17 protein-coding genes and 1 riboswitch are annotated in these 18,325 nt (G+C 69.0%); of the genes, 6 read left to right on the forward strand and 11 right to left on the reverse strand.

Going from position 1 to position 18,325, the window contains the following annotated elements:
• Positions 1-129: 129 nt before the first annotated feature.
• The 4 genes from cobJ to cobG are packed head-to-tail and all read right to left on the reverse strand — an operon-like array spanning position 130 to position 4,623.
• Positions 130-1,872 carry a precorrin-3B C(17)-methyltransferase gene (cobJ, locus tag U5775_RS27880; protein WP_322061332.1) on the reverse strand — a complete coding sequence of 581 codons (1,743 nt, stop codon included), beginning with the start codon at positions 1,870-1,872 and terminating at the stop codon, positions 130-132.
• Positions 1,860-2,591, reverse strand: a complete 732-nt coding sequence (locus tag U5775_RS27885; RefSeq protein WP_322061333.1) for a precorrin-2 C(20)-methyltransferase — start codon at positions 2,589-2,591, stop codon at positions 1,860-1,862. The genes cobJ and U5775_RS27885 overlap by 13 nt, the downstream gene beginning before the upstream one ends.
• A complete protein-coding gene (locus U5775_RS27890; RefSeq protein WP_322061334.1) occupies positions 2,592-3,218 on the reverse strand; it encodes a precorrin-8X methylmutase in 627 nt (208 codons plus the stop codon).
• The gene (gene cobG / locus U5775_RS27895; protein ID WP_322061335.1) at positions 3,211-4,623 is read right to left on the reverse strand and encodes a precorrin-3B synthase; all 1,413 of its coding nucleotides are present in this window, start codon (positions 4,621-4,623) and stop codon (positions 3,211-3,213) included. The genes U5775_RS27890 and cobG overlap by 8 nt, the downstream gene beginning before the upstream one ends.
• Positions 4,624-4,805: 182 nt before the next feature.
• A riboswitch (cobalamin riboswitch) is annotated at positions 4,806-4,997 on the reverse strand.
• An 82-nt stretch (positions 4,998-5,079) separates the two neighbouring features.
• Between cobG and cbiE the strand changes: the two genes are divergently transcribed.
• The 3 genes from cbiE to cobM are packed head-to-tail and all read left to right on the forward strand — an operon-like array spanning position 5,080 to position 7,789.
• The gene (cbiE, locus tag U5775_RS27900) at positions 5,080-6,303 is read left to right on the forward strand and encodes a precorrin-6y C5,15-methyltransferase (decarboxylating) subunit CbiE (RefSeq protein ID WP_322061336.1); all 1,224 of its coding nucleotides are present in this window, start codon (positions 5,080-5,082) and stop codon (positions 6,301-6,303) included.
• Positions 6,300-7,034 carry a cobalt-precorrin-6A reductase gene (locus U5775_RS27905; RefSeq protein ID WP_322061337.1) on the forward strand — a complete coding sequence of 245 codons (735 nt, stop codon included), beginning with the start codon at positions 6,300-6,302 and terminating at the stop codon, positions 7,032-7,034. Before cbiE ends, U5775_RS27905 begins: the two co-directional genes overlap by 4 nt.
• Positions 7,035-7,057: 23 nt before the next feature.
• Positions 7,058-7,789 (forward strand): precorrin-4 C(11)-methyltransferase, encoded by a 732-nt coding sequence (gene cobM / locus U5775_RS27910; protein ID WP_322061338.1) that lies wholly within the window; start codon positions 7,058-7,060, stop codon positions 7,787-7,789.
• Positions 7,790-7,872: 83 nt separating this feature from the next.
• Here the strand turns inward: cobM and U5775_RS27915 are convergent, their stop codons facing one another.
• A complete protein-coding gene (locus tag U5775_RS27915) occupies positions 7,873-9,348 on the reverse strand; it encodes a sodium:solute symporter (protein ID WP_322061339.1) in 1,476 nt (491 codons plus the stop codon).
• Positions 9,345-9,554 carry a DUF3311 domain-containing protein gene (locus U5775_RS27920; protein ID WP_322061340.1) on the reverse strand — a complete coding sequence of 70 codons (210 nt, stop codon included), beginning with the start codon at positions 9,552-9,554 and terminating at the stop codon, positions 9,345-9,347. Before U5775_RS27920 ends, U5775_RS27915 begins: the two co-directional genes overlap by 4 nt.
• Positions 9,555-9,848: 294 nt before the next feature.
• On the opposite strand from U5775_RS27920, the gene U5775_RS27925 reads away from it, so the two are divergent.
• Entirely contained in the window at positions 9,849-10,526 is a 678-nt protein-coding gene (locus U5775_RS27925) for a MarC family protein (RefSeq protein ID WP_322061341.1), read from the forward strand.
• Positions 10,527-10,584: 58 nt separating this feature from the next.
• Positions 10,585-11,418: a class II glutamine amidotransferase gene (locus U5775_RS27930; protein WP_322061342.1), complete on the forward strand. Its 834-nt coding sequence runs from the start codon at positions 10,585-10,587 to the stop codon at positions 11,416-11,418.
• A 123-nt stretch (positions 11,419-11,541) separates the two neighbouring features.
• On the opposite strand, the gene U5775_RS27935 is transcribed toward U5775_RS27930, so the two are convergent.
• Together U5775_RS27935 and treF are read right to left on the reverse strand one after the other, a co-directional pair.
• Complete coding sequence (locus U5775_RS27935) at positions 11,542-12,555, reverse strand: glycosyltransferase family 2 protein (protein ID WP_322061343.1); 1,014 nt, start codon at positions 12,553-12,555, stop codon at positions 11,542-11,544.
• Positions 12,556-12,858: 303 nt separating this feature from the next.
• On the reverse strand, positions 12,859-14,730 hold the full coding sequence (gene treF, locus U5775_RS27940; protein ID WP_322061344.1) for an alpha,alpha-trehalase TreF: 1,872 nt from the start codon (positions 14,728-14,730) through the stop codon (positions 12,859-12,861).
• 387 nt (positions 14,731-15,117) lie between these two features.
• Here treF and U5775_RS27945 point away from each other — a divergent pair, with 387 nt between their 5' ends.
• A complete protein-coding gene (locus tag U5775_RS27945) occupies positions 15,118-16,290 on the forward strand; it encodes a 4-hydroxybenzoate 3-monooxygenase (protein WP_322061345.1) in 1,173 nt (390 codons plus the stop codon).
• Here the strand turns inward: U5775_RS27945 and U5775_RS27950 are convergent.
• The 3 genes from U5775_RS27950 to U5775_RS27960 all read right to left on the reverse strand — a co-directional run bounded on the left by U5775_RS27950 (position 16,287) and on the right by U5775_RS27960 (position 18,273).
• On the reverse strand, positions 16,287-17,342 hold the full coding sequence (locus tag U5775_RS27950; protein WP_322061346.1) for an Ldh family oxidoreductase: 1,056 nt from the start codon (positions 17,340-17,342) through the stop codon (positions 16,287-16,289). The two genes, U5775_RS27945 and U5775_RS27950, sit on opposite strands and share 4 nt — an antisense overlap.
• Before the next feature lie 130 nt (positions 17,343-17,472).
• Entirely contained in the window at positions 17,473-17,622 is a 150-nt protein-coding gene (locus U5775_RS27955; protein ID WP_322061347.1) for a hypothetical protein, read from the reverse strand.
• A 318-nt stretch (positions 17,623-17,940) separates the two neighbouring features.
• Complete coding sequence (locus tag U5775_RS27960; protein ID WP_322061348.1) at positions 17,941-18,273, reverse strand: DUF4148 domain-containing protein; 333 nt, start codon at positions 18,271-18,273, stop codon at positions 17,941-17,943.
• Positions 18,274-18,325 lie beyond the last annotated feature (52 nt).

An 18,325-nucleotide genomic window follows, 5' to 3' on the forward strand; every position in this document is an offset into this window, starting at 1 on the left:
GTTACATGCGTTACGTGCGTGAGCGGGACGGGACAGAACGGGGCAGGATCACTGCGTTTACGGCGCGCTGCGCAAAAGCTTGAGCGGGGAGCGCGAGGTTCGCGCCCCGCCGTGCTTCACGCCATGCGCTCAGCCCTGCGTTGCGCCGTCCTGCGCGTACCAGCGCGGCGTGTAGATCCATTCGCCATCCTGGCCGGCCGGACCGCCGCGCGCGAAGCCGCGCGTGGCCGACGACCCGACGATGACCATCGTGCGCATGTCCACCTCCGCCGACTGCAGCTCGCCCAGGGTGGTCGTTTTGAGCGTTTCCCCCGGGCGGCCCACGTCGCGTCCGAGCACGACGCGGGTGCCGGGCGCGCGCACTTCGCGCACGATGGCGAGCGCCCGATCGAGCTGCCAGGGCCGCGCGCGCGAAATCGGGTTGTAGAAGGCCATCGCGAGATCGGCGAGCGCGGCGTGGCGCAGGCGCTTTTCGATCACGCTCCACGGCTTGAGGTTGTCCGAGAGCGAGAGCATGCAGAAGTCGTGGCCGAGCGGCGCGCCGGCCCGCGCCGCCGTGGCGAGCGCCGCCGAGACGCCGGGCACGATCGCGAGCTCGACGCGGTGCCAGCGCGGCTCGCCGGAGGCTTCGAGCGCTTCGAGCACGGCGGCGGCCATCGCGAACACGCCGGGGTCGCCCGACGACACCACGGCCACGCGCCGCCCCGCGCTCGCGAGCTCGAACGCATGGCGGGCGCGCTGGAGTTCCTCGCGGTTGTCGGTGGCGTGGCGCACTTGCCCCGGACGCAACGGGCCCGCCATCTCCACATAGGTCGCGTAGCCGACGATGTCGGTGGCCTCGTCGAGCGCGGCGCGCGCCATGGGCGTGAGCAGGTCGGCGCGGCCCGGGCCCAGGCCCAGCACTGTGAGCTTGCCGCGCGCCACGCCGAGCGTCTGGGCGTCGATGGGTTCATGCGCGACGGATAGCGCGATGCCGGGTCCGGCGCTGAAGCGTTGCTCGGGCGCGGGCAGCGCGAGGGCGTCGAGCAGGGCGGCGGCATCGCCGGTATCGACCGCATCGCCGACTTCCACGAAGCGCAGCGGCACGCCCAACGCGGCCGCCGCCTGTTCGAACGCGGCGTCGCCCATGCGCGCGGCCGGCGCGACGAGCGTCGCGAGCGCCTGCTGCGCGATGCCGTTCGCGCTCAGGGCCTCGCGCACATGCTCGGCGAGCAGCGCAGGCGCCACGCTCGCCGCCGCGACCACGCTGCGCGGATGAATCACGAGATGCTCGGGATTGCCGTCCCACGCGTGCGGGCTCACGCGGATCGCATGGCGCGCCGCCGGATCGCGCGGCAGGTTCACGGTTTCGAGCCAGGGCGCGGAGCCGTCGATGCGCGTGGCCTCGCCCGCGAGCAGATCGGAGACGAAGCGCTTGCCCTGCGCGAGGCTCGACAGCGCATAGCCCTCGGGCGGATTGAGCAGGCAGGTGCCGAAGCGCAGCTCGCCGCTCGTGGTGATCGCGGGCGCGATCCCGAGCGCCGCGCCGATCTCGCGCGCCATGACGTTCACGCCGGTGAGGCCGCCGAGCAGCGGCACGACCGCGCTGCCGTCCTCGGCGAGCGCGAGCACGGGCGGCTCCACGCTCTTGCTCGTGAGCAGCGGCGCGAGACAGCGGATCACGATGCCGGCCGCGCACAGCGCGACGATGGGCGTGCCGCGCCGGTAGAGCTCGCGCAAGTGCTCGCTGAGCCCGCTGAACGCGACATCGCCTTGCGCGCGCTCCTGCAACGCGTGGATCTGCGCGCCCGCATAAAGCGCCTTCACGCGCTGCGCGGTCGCGAGCGCGCCGGGGCCGAGCACGACGACAGCGGGCGGCATCAGGCTTGCCATTTTTCCCCCGGCACGACGAGCAGCGAGAAATACGGCGAGGCCATCGGATCGACGTCGTCGAGCGGCACGATGCGCTGGTTCGCCATGGTCGCGCGCTCGACATAGAGCGCGCGTTCCGCGAGGCCGAGCTCGGCGAGCACGCGGCGCACCTTCTCGAAGTTGCGGCCCAGCTTCATGATGACGGCGGCGTCCGCGTCGGCGAGGCGGCGGCGCAGCTCGTCCTCGGGCAGCACGCCCGAGAGCACCGCGAGGCTCTGGTTGCGGTAGACGAGCGGCACGCCCAGCACGGCCGCGCCGCCGAGCATCGAGCAGACGCCCGGCACCACTTCGGCTTCGTAGCGCGCGGCGAGGCGGTCGTGCAGGTACATGTACGAGCCGTAGAAGAACGGATCGCCTTCGCAGATCACGGCCACGTCGCGGCCCGCATCGAGATGCGCGGCGACGATCCCGGCGGCGCCGTCGTAGAACTCGGCGATGATCGCCTCGTACGAGAGCGGTGGTTCGAGCGCTTCGGTCGTTACCGGATAGACGAGCGGCAGGCGCTCCTGCTCGACGCCCAGATGGTCTTCCACGATGCCGAACGCATTGCCTTTCTTGCCCTTGGCGACGAAGTAGGCGACCACGGGCGCGGCCTTCAAAAGACGCAGCGCCTTGAGCGTGAGCAGCTCGGGGTCGCCGGGGCCCACACCGATACCATGCAGACGGCCTTTGATGGACATTTATTCGATCTCCGAAGCAAGTGCGTTGACGGCGGCCGCGGCCATGGCGCTGCCGCCGCGCCGCCCGCGCACGGCCACGAACGGCACGCCGTGCGCGGCCGTGGCGAGCAGCGCCTTGGACTCGGCCGCGCCGACGAAGCCCACCGGCATGCCGAGGATCAGCGCGGGGCGCGGCGCGCCGGCGGCAATCATGTCGAGCAGATGAAAGAGCGCGGTGGGCGCGTTGCCGATGGCGACCACGCTGCCCGCGAGGTGCGCGCGCCACAGTTCGAGCGCGGCGGCCGAGCGCGTGTTGCCGAGCTCGCGCGCAAGCTCGGGCACGGCGGGGTCGTCGAGCGTGCAGATCACGGCATTGTTCGCGCTCAGGCGCGCGCGCGTGACGCCGAAGGCGACCATCTTCGCGTCGCAGAGAATGGGCGCGCCGTTGGCCAGCGCCGTGCGGCCCGCGTGGCCCGCGCCGGGCGAGAACGCCAGGTCGGCGGCCACGTCGACCATGCCGCACGCGTGAATGATGCGCACGGCGAGCTTTTCGAGGTCGGCGGGAATGTGCGAGAGATCGGCTTCGGCGCGGATCGTCGCGAACGACTCGCGATAGATCGCCTGGCCGTCGCGCTGGTAATCAGACATCGGGGTTGCTCCGGGGCCGCTGCGCGAGCGTGCGCGCGGCGGCTTCGATCGTCAGGTGGTGCGCGACCAGGCGGCCGAATGGCGCTGCGCCCGTGTCGCGCTCGTAAAGGTCGTAGTGGCCGGGCGCCGTGGCGAGCAGCGTGAACGCGGCCTGATGCGCGGCCGCGCACGAGCGCTCGCAGCCGCTCAAGTGCACATGCACATCGGGCGGCAGTTGCGCGGCGAGGCGCAGCGCGTCGGCCTTGGTATCGGCGCGGCTCTTCGCGCAGCCCGCCGAGCCCGTGCAGGCGATCGTGCGCGCGAGCGGATCGGCGCTGTCGCAAACGAGGCCGAGCGCGCGCAGGCGCTCGATTACCGCCGGCATGGCGCGTTGTGCCACGTTCGGCAAGATCGCGCCTTGCCAGGGCGTGATGCGCAGCGTGGCGTCGCCGTGTGTTTCGGCGAGTGTGGCGAGTGCGTGCAGCGTCGCGGCGTCGAGACGCGCGCGCGGCGGCTGGCAGCCGATGTAGCCCAGGTCACCCATGTTGCCCGTGTCGAGTGCATTCAGTGCATGGGCGCCGAGGCGCAGCGAGAGATCGACCGGCCTGCGTTTCCATGCACGCAATGCGGCTTCATCGCCGGGACCGTTGCATGCGATAACACAATCCGCGTGATGCTGGGCACGTTTGAGCACCGCATCGGCATCGTGCGACGCGAGCACGTCGCGCATGCGTATTTGTTCCGGCTGCGCGAGGTCGAGGAACGCATGCAGCAGCGCGCGAATGAGCGCAGGCGCGTGCGCGGATGCGACCGTGCCGAGCGCACCGCCGTCGCCAGGGCAGCCCGCAAGGCCGAATGCGAAGCGCACGCCTTCGGCATCCGGTGTGGCCGCGAGCCAGATATCGTGCGGATGATCGAGCGCCGCAAGACGCTCGCCGCCATCGAGCAGCAGCGCGAACTTGGGCGAGAGCGCCGCGAAACGCGGCTCGCGCTGCAGCATCGCGACGATGGGCGCGGCGAGCGCGGTGGTGTCGAGGAGCGCGTCGGGATCGAGTCCGGCCAGCGGGCTCAGCATCAGATTGCGCAATTCGTCGGCGGTGCAGAGATGGCCATGCTCATGCACCGATGCCTGCGGGCCCAGGCCCGCCGCAACCAGCGCCTCGGTGAGCGCCGCTTCGCTGCCCGCGCGCACGCCGCGCACCTGCACGTTCGCGCGGTTGGTCAGCTCGAGCGTGCCGCTCGCGTGCGCGAGCGCGGCCTCGGCGATCGCGTGCGCCTGCGCGGCCGTGAGCACGCCGCCCGCGAGGCGGATGCGGCACAGGCCGCCATCGCGCGCCGCGACCACACGCACGAGCCCGGGGCACGCCGAACGGCGCGCCGCGGCCAGCGCAGCAGGAGACGAAGCGGGCTTCGAGTCGTGATTCAAGGGACACCGTGTAGGCAGCGCGCGCTGCGCCTCGCATGCCGCCGCGACCACGCTGCGAAGGGGCGCATGGGCGAAGGGGCGATTGCGGAGGGCGCCACGCGAAAGCGCAAAAAACGCGAAAGCGTAAAAACGTCCACGCGCTGCGGTCGAAGCCGGTACACCCCGCCAGGCTTCGGGCGCGCGAGAACAAACGTTCGGCCGGCAGGTCTCCTGGCTCGCAGGTCGTCAACCGCATCGGCCTTCCCGGTAAAACCAGTGGCTTGGGTGGAGGCGGTCTCGCTGCTCACAGTCGCGGGGGCGGCCACAGCTTCGCTGTGTTCCCTGATCTGCCTTCGGGCTTTCGCCCTTCAGGCGCCGGCGGAAGCGGTATTATGCCCGTTTTCCGGCGCGATTCGCGAGTCAGGACGGCTCTCGCGCGGTGCGAAACTGAACCAGACTGAACGAATGGGAGCGCGGATGCAGGGCAGGCGGGCGTGGCTGACGGTGATCGGCATAGGCGACGACGGATACGCGGGGCTCGGGCGCGAGGCGCGGCGCGCGCTCTTCGCGGCCCAGGCGGTGACGGGCGGCGCGCGTCATCTGGCGATGCTGCCCACGCGCGTGCAGGCGCTGCGCGAGCCCTGGCCGCAGCCGTTCAGCATCGAGCCCTTGCTCGCGCTGTGCGCAACGCACGAGCGCGTGTGCGTGCTCGCGAGCGGCGACCCCATGTTTTACGGCGTGGGCGCGACGCTCGCGCGTCACGTCGCGGCGGGCGAGATGAACGTGCTGCCCGCGCCGTCGTCGCTCTCGCTCGCGGCGGCGCGCCTCGGCTGGGCGCTCCAAAATACGGCCACGGTCTCGCTCGTCGGCAGGCCGCTCGATGGGCTCAGGCGTCATCTCCATGCGCGTTCGCGCGTGCTCGCGCTGAGCGCCGATGGGCGCACGCCCGCGGCGCTCGCCGCCTTCCTCGCGGCGCAAGGCTATGGCGCGACGCGGCTTACCGTGTTCGAGCATCTGGGCGGCCCGCTCGAGCGGCGCATCGAAGGCCGCGCCGATGCGTGGCATGCCGATGAAGTCGCCGCGCTGAACCTCGTCGCGTTCGAGTGCGAAGCCGATGGCGCAGCAGCAGCGCGCGCATGGACGCTCACGCCCGGTCTGCCCGACGACGCCTATCGGCACGACGGCCAACTCACCAAGCGCGACGTGCGCGCGCTCACGCTCGCGCGCCTCGCACCCACGCCCGGCGCGCTACTCTGGGACGTGGGCGCGGGCAGCGGCTCGATCGGCATCGAATGGATGCGCTCGCACGCGGCTTGCCGTGCGATCGCGATCGAATCGAATGGCGAGCGCCAGCGCTTCATCGAGCACAATCGCAGCGCGCTGGGCGTGCCCGCGCTGCAACTCGTGGCGGCCCGCGCGCCCGACGCGCTCGCGGGTCTCGCCGCGCCCGACGCCGTGTTCGTCGGCGGCGGCGTGACCGTGCCGGGCGTGCTCGAAACTTGCTGGGCGCGCTTGCCGTCGGGTGGCCGGCTCGTGGCGAACGCCGTGACCGTGCAGAGCGAGGCGGCGCTCGTGGCGTGGCGCGCCCAACACGGCGGCACGCTCACGCGCATCGGCATTGGCGAGGCGGAGCCGCTCGGGCGCTTCGATACGTGGCGCCAGGCGCTGCCCGTCACGCTCTACGAAGCCGTCAAGCCATGACGGCGCGCATTCTGCTGCTCGGCGGCACCGGCGACGCCTTGCGCATTGCGCGCACGCTCGGGCCCGGGCATGTCTACAGTCTCGCGGGTCTGGGCCGCGTGCCCGCCGATCTCGCGTGCGCCGTGCGCGTGGGCGGCTTCGGCGGCGCCGAGGGTCTCGCGCGCTATCTCGCCGACGAACGCATCGCGCGCGTGCTCGACGCGACGCATCCCTACGCGGCGCAGATCAGCGCGAACGCGGCGCGCGCCTGCGCGATGGCGCAGGTGCCGTACTGGGCGCTGCGCCGCGCGCCGTGGCAGCCGCAACCCGGCGACGACTGGCGCGGGGTGGACGGCTGGCCGGGCGTGATCGAGGCCATCGCGCCGTTTGCGCGCGTGCTTTTCACGCTCGGCCGCGAGCCGCTCGTGCATCTCGACGAAGTCCCCGCGCGTCAGCACTGGACGGTGCGTTGCCTCGAAGCGCACGCGGGACACGCGCGCGCCCGCGTGATCGACGCGCGCGGGCCGTTCACGCTCGAAGGCGAGCGCGCGCTTTTCGAGGCGGGGCGCTTCGAGGTCGTCGTGAGCAAGAACAGCGGCGGTGGCGCCACCGAGGCCAAGCTCGCCGTCGCGCGCGAGCGGGGCTTGCCCGTGGTGATGATGCGGCGGCCCGCGCTGCCGCCCGCGCAACGCGAGTTCGAATCGGTGCAGGACGCGCTCGATGCGCTCGCCGCGCTTGCACAGCAATCCTGACTAAATCAGCGGAGTTTCCACGCATGAGCGTTTTCTTCATCGGCGCGGGGCCGGGCGACCCTGAGCTGATCACCGTGAAAGGGCAGCGCCTCGTGCGTAGCTGTCCCGTCATTCTCTACGCGGGCTCGCTCGTGCCGCCCGCCGTGCTCGACGGCCATCGCGCGCACCAGGTCGTGGATACCGCGCCGCTCACGCTCGACGAGATCGTCGCGCTGCTCGAAAACGCGCACGCCCAGGGCCACGACGTCGCGCGCGTGCATTCGGGCGATCCGTCGCTCTATGGGGCGATCGGCGAGCAGATCCGGCGCTTGCGCATGCTTGGGATTCCTTATGAAGTCGTGCCCGGCGTGACCGCGACGGCGGCCTGCGCCGCGGCGCTCGGCAGCGAACTCACGCTGCCCGGCATTTCGCAGACGCTGATTCTCACGCGCTACGCGACGAAGACGTCGATGCCCGAGGGCGAAGCGTTGGGCGAGCTCGCGCGTCATCGCGCGACGATGGCGATTCACCTGGGCGTGCGCCATATCGCGCGTATCGCCGATGAATTGCGTCCGCATTACGGCGACGATTGCCCGGTCGCGGTGATCTACCGCGCGAGCTGGCCCGACGAGGAGCGCGTGACGGGCACGCTCGCGGATATCGTCGAGAAAGTTCAGGCCACCGACATCGAGCGCACCGCGCTGATCCTCGTGGGACGCGTGCTCGGCGCCGAGGGGTTTGCCGATTCGACGCTTTACGGCGCATCGAAGCGGTAAAAAAACACCGCGAATCCCCGCATAAAAAAACGGGCGGCGCAACGAATGCGCCGCCCGTTATCGACACCCACCCTCCACAAGATTCAGTGCGCGCCCGCGTGCTTGTGATCCGCGTGCGTATGCGGCTGCGTAACCGCGCTCACGGCGGCGAGCACGACGATATTCACGCCGAGCGCGAGAAAGCCGATGTTGATGTCCTTGAACGCATCGGACGCGAACGGGATCAGTTGCCCGACGCTCACGTGCAGCACCGTGGTGATCACGACCACCAGTACGCCCGCGAGAATCCCGCAGAACGCGCCCTGTTTCGTCGCACGATTGCGCGTCGCGAGGCTGCACACCAGCGCCGGGAACAATTGCGTGACGAAGTTGTAGCCCATCAGCAGGAGCGCGACGATGGTCTCGCCGCCCTTGAGCGTGAAACCCACCGCCACGAGCGCGATCACGGGCACGAACAAGCGCGCGAGCTTGGCGACGCGCGCGTCGTCGGCGTTCTTCATCAGCGCGCCGCGATAGACGTCGTTGGCGATCAGCGTCGAGGCCGTGGTGAGGATCATCGAGCCCGGCACGAGCGCAGTGAGCACGCCCGCCGCGCCGATCACGCCCACGAACCACGGATCGAAGGTCTGCAGCGAAAGGCGGAACAGCGAGAGGTCGATGTCGGTGCCCTTGAGGCCCGGCACCTTGAGCACCGCTGCGAAACCGCAGAAGAACACGAACAGCAGGATCAGCTGATAGAGCGGCAGGATCGCGGCATTGCGGCGGAAAATGCGCTCGTCCCTCGCGGTGTAGACCGAGCCGAACGTGTGCGGCCACATGAAGAAGCCGAGCGCCGCGAGCAGCGTCGTCGACTGGAACCACGACACGCCCTGGCCTTTCGCGGCGAAGCTGAGGAAGCCGGGCTTGGCCGCGTCGATGGCGCGGAACATCTCGGCGTGGCTGCCGTAATAATGAACCGGCAGATAGATGCCGAGGAACACGGCGATGGCGAGAATCATCGTGTCCTTGACGACCGAGTTCCACGCGCAGCCGCGCACACCCGAGACGATCACGTAGGCCGTGACCACCACGGCGCCGATCCAGATCGCCACCGTCGACGAAATCGCGCCGTACGAGGCCGTCGTCACGATGATGCCGAGGCCCTTGAACTGCAGCACGAGATACGGCACGAGCGCGGCCACGCCCACGCATGCGACCAGCACGCCGAGCGCGGGGCTCTGATACTTGCGCGTGAAGAAGTGCGGCTGCGAGACGAGCCGGTGCTCTTTCGCGTAGCGCCACACGGGCGGCAGCATCCAGTACGAGAGGATGTACGCGAGCGTCGCGTAACCGAGGATGTAGTAGACGGGCGCGCCCTTGCCGTAGGCGAAGCCGCTGCCGCCGAGGAACGTGAAGGTGGTGTAGATCTCGCCCGCCATCAGCAGGAACACGAACGCGGTGCCGAAGCTGCGTCCGCCCACCGACCACTGCTCGAGGCTCATGTCGTGCCCGCGGCGCGCGCGCATGCCCAGATAGAGCGCGACGAGCGTGATCGCCGCGATGATGATGAGCGCGCTCATGATCGCACCTCGGCATCGGGCGCGACGCGATTGGCCGGATCAAGCTTGTAGACGATGCCCATGATCGCCGAGGTCAGCAGGACCCACAGGACGATCCACGCCAGCACGAGCGGCATGCCGAGCACGAGGGGCTCGGTGCGGTTGACGAACGGCACGCCTAGCAGGATGCCGATGAAGGGGAGCGCAGCGAGCAACCTCAGTGACATGGCAACTCCTTTGGGTAAAAGGGAAACGTCGCTTCGGGTTCGGTCGAATCACTCTATGCCCGCGAATGCGCCCCGTAAAGCTGCCAAAAATCCCGATGCGCCGGCCCGAAGGCGAAGCGGTGCAAGCCGCGTGCCGCCGCTGCGCCCAAATGCGGGCATGGTGCGTTGCGTCATGAAGCCCGTGGTTTGCGCGCCGGCGCAGGCATCCAGGAGGCACGGCGCGCGCCGCTCCGGTTACACTTCACGCTGCCCGGCGGCGCCATCGGAGCCCGCCGTGTCTAACGGATTGCCTACATGATCGCCAGCCTGATTTCAGACATCCTGTTCGGTTTTACCGGACTGATCAGCATCATCAACCCCATCGGCATTGCATTCGTTTTTCTCGATCGCACGGCCTCGCTCTCCGACGAAGAACGGCGTCTGCTCGCCAAGCGCGTGGCCACCAACGCCTGCTTCGTGCTGCTCGCGGCGTTCTTCGTGGGCACGCCCATCCTGCATTTCTTCGGCATTTCAATGGAGGCGCTGCGCATCGGCGGCGGCCTCGCGGTGGCCGTGAGCGGCTGGCAGATGCTCAACGCGCCCGAGCCCGAGCCTTCGATAGCCGATCATCCGGTGAAGCCGCTCAGCGCCGCATCGGCCTCGGGCAAAGCCTTCTTTCCGCTGACGATCCCGCTCACCACCGGCCCTGGCTCCATCGCCACGGCCATCGCGCTCAACGCGAACCGCACGCACAAGCTCTCGGCGTTTCTGCTCTCGGGGATCGCCTCGGTGGCGATCTCGGTGCTCGTGATGTTCGTGATCTATTACGTCTACAGCCGCGCCGCGCGCCTCGCCCATTACCTGGGCGCGGAGGGCACGCGCGTGGCCATGCGTATCTCGTCGTTCCTGCTGCTGTGCATTGGCGTGCAGATCATATTGACCGGTCTCGACGGCTTTCTCACGCCGATCGCGGGGCTGCGCGCGGGCGGCTGAAGACTGAACGGCGCGCGCGCCGGCCGTCATCCGGGCTCGTTGAAAGTGGAGGTTCACCATGTGCCGCTGGCTCGCTTACACCGGTAATGCGGTGCCGCTCGAAACCGTGCTGTTTCGCGCGCGCCATTCGCTGATCGACCAGAGCCTGCATTCGACGCTCGGCGCGACCACCACCAATGGCGACGGCTTCGGGGTCGGCTGGTATCAGCATCCGCACGACATTCCGTATCGCTATCGCAGCGTGCATCCGGCCTGGAACGACCGCAACCTGCGCGAGCTCGCGCGGGCCGTGCGCTCGCCGATGTTCATCGCGCACGTGCGCGCCGCCACGCACACGCCCGTGCAGGAGACCAACTGCCACCCGTTTCGCCATCGGCGCTGGATGTTCGCGCACAACGGGCTGATCGAGAGCTTCCCGCTCGTGCGGCGCGATTTGCTGGTGGCGATCGAGCCGGGGCGCTTCAGCGCGCTCGAAGGCTCGACCGACTCCGAGGCGATGTTCTATCTGGCGATGACCTTCGGACTCGAAGCCGAGCCCGTGTCCGCGCTCGAGCGCATGGTGGGCTTCGTCGAGGCCACCGCGAAAAAGCACGGCATCGAGCCGGCGCTCAACATGACGGTTTGCGCGAGCGACGGCGAGCAGCTCGTGGCCGTGCGCTATTCGAGCGAGCGCAAGTCGCGCACGCTTTTTCACAGCACCTCGTTCAAGCATCTGCACGAGCTTTACCCCGACGATCCGCGCATCGAGGCTGTGGGTGAGGACGCCTATCTGATCGTTTCCGAGCCGCTCGTGGATTTGCCCGATGTGTGGGCCGAGGTGCCCGAGTCCACCGCGATCGTGGTGCGCGGCGCGCAGATCGAATATCGCGATTTCGTGCCGGTGGCGCCCTAGGACGTACAAAGCGGGTTCGCGCAAGGCGAGGCTCGCGCGAAGCGCGCTACGCGTGCGCGCCGTATTGCTTGGGGCGATGGCGTGCGATGTACCTGTGCTGCGTGGGTTGCGCGGCTTGGCCGCTTACCACGCGCGCTGCCCCGATTGATCGTACTTCTCGGCCATGGCCGGAATGCCGGCGCGCACCTGGCGCTCGGCGCGCCGCACCTGGCGCATGAGCAGCACCACGTGCGCGGGCACGACGCGGCGGCGGCGCAGCGTCCAGAACGCGCCGCGCAGCAGCGCGAAGCTGGCCGGCCCGAGCGAGCGCTGGCGCGCGAACACGGCGAGCGCGCGGCCCGTGGCGGCCAGTGCGTCGCGCACCGGCAGACGCATCCATGCGACCCATGCCGAATTGCGCGCGAGCGTGCAGTGCTGCGCACGCGTGAACCAGCGGCACAGCGGCTCGCGATGCGCGAGCGCGGCCTCGCAATAGACGATCGCATGGCCCGCGCTCAGCACGTCGAGCGCAGCCAGTTCCTCCGCGCCGCCATGCGAGAGCCGTTCTTCGTAGCCGCCGAGCGTGCGGAGCACGCTCGCGCGCAGGATGCAGGCGCCTGCCATGTAGCCCGCGAGCGAGGGGCCCGGCAGGCCCTCGGCGCCCGGCGAGGTCGCGTTGAGCATGAGGCACGCGGGGTGGATTTCGCGCTCGTCGTCGCCGACCACGCGTGCGTTGAGCACGGCCACGTCCGGATGCTCGTCGAGCAGTTGCGCCGCATGCGCGAGCGCGCCGGGCGCGAACCACGTGCTGTCGTCGCAGCACGCCACGTAGTCGGTGGGCGCGAGCGCGAACGCGCGATTGAAGCCCGCCATCCCGTGATCGCCGAGACTCTGAACGATGCGCACTTGCGGAAACAGCGAGGCGAGCAGGCTCACAGTGGCGTCGCTGGAGCCGTTGTCGGCCACGATCACATAGGGACGCTCGGCTAGCGCCGTGAGCCGCGCCACGGTGTCGACGGTCTGACGCACATGGTTGCGCGTGAGCACGATCACGGTCACGCGCGGGCCGGGCCGGACGCCGGTTTCGGAGCCGGCGCCGGCTCCGGAGTCGGGCCCGGGAGCGGGTTCGGAGCCTGGGGTGGGAGGAGAGGCGTTCATCGCGTTTCGGGCGGCGGCGAGCCGGCGGCCAGAGTTGCAGAGTGCTCTGCGGATATGGGTTTCAGCATACGCCGATGCCGCCGGGCGTGCACCTCGCACAGCGAAGTCGGGGCGCCGCTACGCTGCGCTGCGGTATGGCGTGCTGCACCGGATTCAGGCATGACGGTCTCCTGATTTTGCGGACCGCGTGGCGAAGCTCGAAGCTCGGGCCGCAGAGTTGCCGCGGTCGCGCCACCGTTCAGTACGGTACGACATGGCGCGACCGGCGACTGCGGCCCGGCGGCGGCGCGACTGCCGCGAAAATCAGCGCGCGTTCGCCACGGCTTGCCCACTCGCCGCAGCCAGCGTGCCCACTGCGCTTTCCGTGTGCGGATACATCTTGAGCAGCACCCGCAGCACGCCGTTGGTCCATCCGAAGCCGTCCTGCAGCGGGTATTCGCCGCCGCCCGCCGACGAGCCCTTCGCCGCCGCCCCGCTGATGTCGTATTTCTCGACGAGCTTGTGCGTGCGCTGGTAGTAGATGAGGTTGGTGGCGATCCAGCGCGTGGCGATGCTCTGCGCGAGTGCATTTTCCCCATAGCGGCGCAGGCCCATGACGGCGAGATACTGAAGCGGCGCCCAGCCGTTGGGCTCGTCCCATTGCTGGCCGCTCGCCACCTGGGTGGTTGCGAGCCCGCCCGGCCGCAGCAGGCCCGCGCGCACGGCGCCGGCCACCTGATGCGCCTGCGTGCGCGTGGCGATGCCGGCGTAGAGCGGATAGAGCGTCGCCGCCGTGAGCCGGTGCGTGAGCGTGCCCTGCACGAAGTTGTAATCGCTGAACGCGTGCAGTCGCGGGTCCCAGAGCACGCGGTCGATGGCGGCGGTGCGCTGCTGGGCGCGCTGGCTCATGCGCTGCGCTTCGGCCGCGTTGCCCTCGAGTCCATAGGCTTTGGCGAGCGTGCGTTCGAGATCGACGAGCAGCGCGTTGAGGTCGACGGGCACGAGCGACGTGATCTCGATGGTCGCGAGCGTGTGCTGGTCGGCGAGCCAGCGCGAGCTGAAATCCCAGCCCGTTTCGCCGCCCGCGCGCAGGTTGCGCCAGAGATCGGCGGCCGCGCGCTGCGGCGTGCTTTGCGCGGTGAGCACGTCCTCGCGATACGACTCGTCGCGCGGCGCGTCGCGCGCGTCCCAGTAGCGGTTGAGCAGCGTGCCGTCGGCGAGCCGCACCACGTGGCGCGCCGCCTCGCCGGGCTTGAGCGTATCGGCGCCGGCCATCCAGTAGTCGTATTCCTTGCGCAGTTCCGGCAGATAGCGCACGTAGGTGGCGTCGCCGTCGCGCTGCGCGACCAGTGCCACCATCTGCGCGAAGAACGGCGGCTGCGAGCGGCTCAGGTAGTAGGTGCGGTTGCCGTTCGCGATATGGCCGTAGCGGTCGATCAGCGTGGCGAAGTTGTCGAGCTCGTCGCGCGTGAGGTCGTGGCGGCCGCTCGCTTCGAGACCCAGCATGATGAAGTACGAGTCCCAGTAGTAGATCTCGTTGAAGCGCCCGCCCGGCACGATATAGGGCTTCGGCAGCGGCAGCAGCGACGAGTACGGCTGCTGGGCGGCGTCGGGATCGCGGCGCAGCACGTTCCAGAGCGTGTCGATGTGGCTCGCGACGTCCTGGTTCGGATCGGAAACATAGTTGTCGGCGGCCTGTTTCGGATCGGAAAAACGCTGCGCGACGAACTGCGCGAGCGCGGCCTTGCGCGCATCGGCGTCCGTGATGCCGGCATGGTGCGCACTCCAGAACTCGTAATCGGCGACGATTTTCGCTGGCGGCGCGTTGGGCACCATGTCGGCGAAGGTCTTGCTGTCCGGGAACACCTGGGCCAGTTCGACGTCGCGATAGAGCTGGCCGTAGAGCTCGGACGGCGGCAGCGGCGCGGCGCTTTGCACCGTGGCCGACGCGGCGAGCGGTGCGTTCGCGGCCGGAGTTTCCTGCACGCTTTGCGAGGCGCTCACGGGCGCGGAGGCCGCCGCCTGCGCGCGTGCGGCGGGCGTCGCGCAAGCGAGCGGCAACGCGATCAGCAGCGCCGCGGCGCCATGAATCCAGCGCGTGCGGGCGAACGGCGCGCGCGGCGCCGGATCGGGTGGGGAAAGAGGTTGCGGGAGGGCGTTCGGAAGGCTGACGGGTCGGTGGCTCGAATGCGGCATCGGCGTGGCTCGCGATCGTTGTTGGAAACAGGGGTAGTTGACGGCGCGCGAACGTGTCGCCGGCAGAGCTGCTGTGGTGCAGCAATTTCCGTTCCGCAACATGCGTTTCCACGTCGTCGCGGCGGCAGCGAATTGGTTGCGCGCGAATCGAGTTTGCCGGTTGCGCGCCGCGTGGCGGCGTTTTGTTTCCGATCGGCGCCGGGCGCGCCAGATTTTTCGCATCGGCACGGCGGGTGTTCGCCGGTTTTTCGCATCTGCCACAAACGACCGAATACCCCGTTTCTCTATCTAAAATCGAGATAATCCATATTCTCGATATCGCGTTGCGCGATATCCCTCGCTCCCGCCAAACTTGCGCAAAATCAACCCCGTACTGGAGACATCATCATGCGCACCCAGGTTGGCATCATCGGCGCGGGCCCTGCGGGCCTGCTTCTTTCCCATCTGCTCCATCTGCGCGGCATCGACTCCGTCGTGCTCGAACGGCGCGGCCGCGACCAGATCGAATCCACGATCCGCGCAGGCGTGCTCGAACAAGGCACGATGGATACGCTCAACGAGGCCGGCGTGGGGGCTCGCATGCAAGCCGAAGGTGCGCTGCATCACGGCTTCGAGCTCGCGTTCGAAGGCAAGCGTCGCCGTATCGACCTGACCGCGCTCACCGGCAAATCGATCACGGTCTATGCGCAGCACGAAGTGCTCAAGGACCTCGTCGCCGCGCGCGTGGCCGCCGACGGCAAGCTGTTCTTCGGCGTCTCGAACACCTCGATTCACGGCATCGAGACCGCGTCGCCCTCCATCCGCTTCGAGCATGCGGGCGAGCAGCGCGAACTCCATTGCGACTACGTGATCGGCTGCGACGGCTCGCAGGGCGTCTCGCGCGCGGCCATTCCGGCCGCCTTGCGCGAGGATTATGAGCGCGTGTTCCCGTTCGGCTGGTTCGGCATTCTCGTGGAAGCGCCGCCTTCGTCCGGCGAGCTGATCTATGCGCGCCACGAACGCGGCTTCGCGCTCGTCAGCACGCGCTCGCCGAACGTGCAGCGCATGTATTTCCAGTGCGATCCGAACGACACTGTCGAGCACTGGTCCGACGACCGCATCTGGGCCGAGCTGCACGCACGCGTCGATTCGGACGAAGGCCATCGCGTGGTCGAGGGCAAGATCTTCCAGAAGAACATCGTCGCCATGCGCAGCTTCGTATCGACGACGATGCAGCACGGCCGCCTCTTTCTCGCCGGCGACGCGGCGCACATCGTGCCGCCCACGGGCGCGAAGGGCCTCAACCTGGCCGTCGCCGACGTGCGCGTGCTGAGCGCCGCGCTCGTGGCGTTCTACAAGGAAAATCGCGCCGATCTGCTCGATGCGTACAGCGAAACCGCGCTGCGCCGCATCTGGCGCGCCGAGCATTTCTCGTACTGGATGACGCGCATGATGCACCGGCTCGACGACGCCTCGCCGTTCGAGCAGCGCCTCCAGGTCGCGGAGCTCGAGCACATCACCACCTCGCGCGCGGCGGCCACGGCCATGGCCGAGAACTACGTGGGCGCGCTGGCGGTTTAGGCTCGCGCCGTGACCGGCGCCACCCCGAACTCGGCCGCGAGATCCGCAAACGGCTTGCGCACCGAATCGGGCAAGTCGATGGCGAGCGCATGGCGCGCGCGGTTGTTCGCCTCGTATTCGCCGGGATACTGCACGGGCTGGGACGGGTCCTGCGGCGGACAGCTCAGCAGATAGTCGAGGAAGTTCGCCACTTCCTGCGAGCGCCACGTCGCGTTGAAATCCACCTGCGGATCGAGCACGAGCGCGAACATGTTGTTGTGCGCGATGCCGTTGCGCGGGTTCTCGGCGTGTATCGTGCCGCCGCCCGAGAGCACCCCGGCGAGCAGCTCCGCGACGAGGCTGAGCGCGTAGCCCTTGTGCGCGCCGAACGGCAGCAGCGCGCCGGGCGGATCGGCGAACAGCACGTTAGGGTCGGTGCTGGGCTGCCCGCCCGAATCGATGAGCGAGTCGGGCGGCGCCGTCTGCCCGTTTTCGGCGAGCACGCGTGCCTTGTTCACGGCAATCGCGCTGGTGGCGATGTCGACCACGAACGGCGCGCGCCCGCCCGGCAACGGGCCCGCGAAACACAGCGGATTCGTCGTGAGACGCGCCTCGCGGCCGCCGAACGGCGCAACCACGGGCGGACGGTTCACGACATTGGTGAATGCAAGCAGCACGAAGCCCTGCTGCGCGACCATCTCGCCATAGTGGCCCATGCGGCCCAGATGATGGCTGTGGCGCAGCGTGAGCACGCACTGGCCATGTGTGTGCGCGCGCGCAATGGCGTCGTCGATCACGACCTTGCCCACGTGCTGGCCGAAGCCGCTGTGGCCGTCCCAGGCCACGAACGCGCCGCGGTCTTCCACGCGCTCGGGCCGCGCATCGGGAATCACGAAGCCGGCTTCGAGCCCGCGCCGGTAGCTCGGCAGAATCGAGAGGCCGTGGCTCGCGTAGCCCACGCGATCGGATTCGATCAGGTGGTCGGCGACATCGGCGGCGATGTCGGCGGGCACCGAGAGTTTCATCAGCACGTCGGTGGCGAAACGGCGTGCGTCGTCGATTGCGACTTCCATCAGCGGCTCCTTTCAGTCTTTGAGCGGTTGCGCCCTGGCCGCGTGGAGCAGGGCGCATCCCATTGCCTGGTCACGGTCATGGCCGCCGAAATGAAGAGCGTGAGCGCAGCGTTCGAAAAGCTCGCGAGCGTCATGCCGATGGCTTGGGAGGTGCAGTCAAGCGGTGAAGGATCGTCGATGGTACGACGACGAGCGCGACGACGCCCGCGATCGAGCCAATGGGCCGGCCCGGTTTGTTGTATGCAAGCGCCGCGCTCGCCTCCGGTTTGGCTGCGTTCATGACGTGGACTCCATGTCGGCGAGGCACGTGCGGCATCGTCCCATATCGGACCTGCGCATGCGCTGAAGATGTGCTGAAAAGCCCGCTGGAACAGGGCCGATATGGTGGGTAACCCGCGGACGTACGCTTCGCGGCGAGCAAAAAACGTGGGAAGGGAAGCGATGCGCGAGCCGCGCGGGAGGTGATGGTGAGGGCGAGCGTCGGGCGAGGGGAGAGCGAAGAGGAACTACGGCAAGCGCGAGAGAAACAGCGGGCGATGACGGGACCGGCCACGCGCCGGTCCCTGCATGCGCGGAAAAAGCCGCAACAGAAGGCGGTTTACTGGCTCGCCCCTCCGGCAGCGGCGGCTTTTTTCTGCGCGTTCTGGAGATTGGTCGGATAGTTCGGATCGTTATTTGCGGGCTTGTAGCCAGCGTCCTCCAGTTTCTTCAGTTCGGCATTGTTCTTCGCGCGCGCGGCCTTGCGTTCGGCTTTGTGCTGCGCACGCGCCTGTTTGCGCTTTTCGGCCTTGGTGAGCGGCTGCGAGGCCGGCGCGGCGCTTTGCGCGGTGGCTGCGGGCGCGCTGGCGTCCTGGGCGAAGGCGGGCGCGGTGACGCCCAGCAGGAATGCGGCGGCGGCCGCGGCGAGAGTCAGCTTGCTGGTGGAATGCATGAATACCCCTCTTGGTTGATTTTTGCTGCTGGCTTCAGGGTTGGTAGTGCAA

The sequence above is a fragment of the Paraburkholderia sp. J63 genome (assembly GCF_905220245.1).
Classification (GTDB): domain Bacteria; phylum Pseudomonadota; class Gammaproteobacteria; order Burkholderiales; family Burkholderiaceae; genus Paraburkholderia.

Coding starts and splice junctions, on each gene's coding strand:
- U5775_RS27925 (WP_322061341.1), top strand. CDS start 9,849: ATGATCGCCAGCCTGATTTCAGACATCCTGTTCGGTTTTACCGGACTG.
- U5775_RS27930 (WP_322061342.1), top strand. CDS start 10,585: ATGTGCCGCTGGCTCGCTTACACCGGTAATGCGGTGCCGCTCGAAACC.
- U5775_RS27885 (WP_322061333.1), bottom strand. CDS start 2,591: ATGTCCATCAAAGGCCGTCTGCATGGTATCGGTGTGGGCCCCGGCGAC.
- cbiE (WP_322061336.1), top strand. CDS start 5,080: ATGCAGGGCAGGCGGGCGTGGCTGACGGTGATCGGCATAGGCGACGAC.
- U5775_RS27890 (WP_322061334.1), bottom strand. CDS start 3,218: ATGTCTGATTACCAGCGCGACGGCCAGGCGATCTATCGCGAGTCGTTC.
- U5775_RS27945 (WP_322061345.1), top strand. CDS start 15,118: ATGCGCACCCAGGTTGGCATCATCGGCGCGGGCCCTGCGGGCCTGCTT.
- U5775_RS27935 (WP_322061343.1), bottom strand. CDS start 12,555: ATGAACGCCTCTCCTCCCACCCCAGGCTCCGAACCCGCTCCCGGGCCC.
- U5775_RS27905 (WP_322061337.1), top strand. CDS start 6,300: ATGACGGCGCGCATTCTGCTGCTCGGCGGCACCGGCGACGCCTTGCGC.
- U5775_RS27920 (WP_322061340.1), bottom strand. CDS start 9,554: ATGTCACTGAGGTTGCTCGCTGCGCTCCCCTTCATCGGCATCCTGCTA.
- U5775_RS27955 (WP_322061347.1), bottom strand. CDS start 17,622: ATGAACGCAGCCAAACCGGAGGCGAGCGCGGCGCTTGCATACAACAAA.
- cobM (WP_322061338.1), top strand. CDS start 7,058: ATGAGCGTTTTCTTCATCGGCGCGGGGCCGGGCGACCCTGAGCTGATC.
- U5775_RS27915 (WP_322061339.1), bottom strand. CDS start 9,348: ATGAGCGCGCTCATCATCATCGCGGCGATCACGCTCGTCGCGCTCTAT.
- U5775_RS27950 (WP_322061346.1), bottom strand. CDS start 17,342: ATGGAAGTCGCAATCGACGACGCACGCCGTTTCGCCACCGACGTGCTG.
- cobJ (WP_322061332.1), bottom strand. CDS start 1,872: ATGGCAAGCCTGATGCCGCCCGCTGTCGTCGTGCTCGGCCCCGGCGCG.
- treF (WP_322061344.1), bottom strand. CDS start 14,730: ATGCCGCATTCGAGCCACCGACCCGTCAGCCTTCCGAACGCCCTCCCG.
- U5775_RS27960 (WP_322061348.1), bottom strand. CDS start 18,273: ATGCATTCCACCAGCAAGCTGACTCTCGCCGCGGCCGCCGCCGCATTC.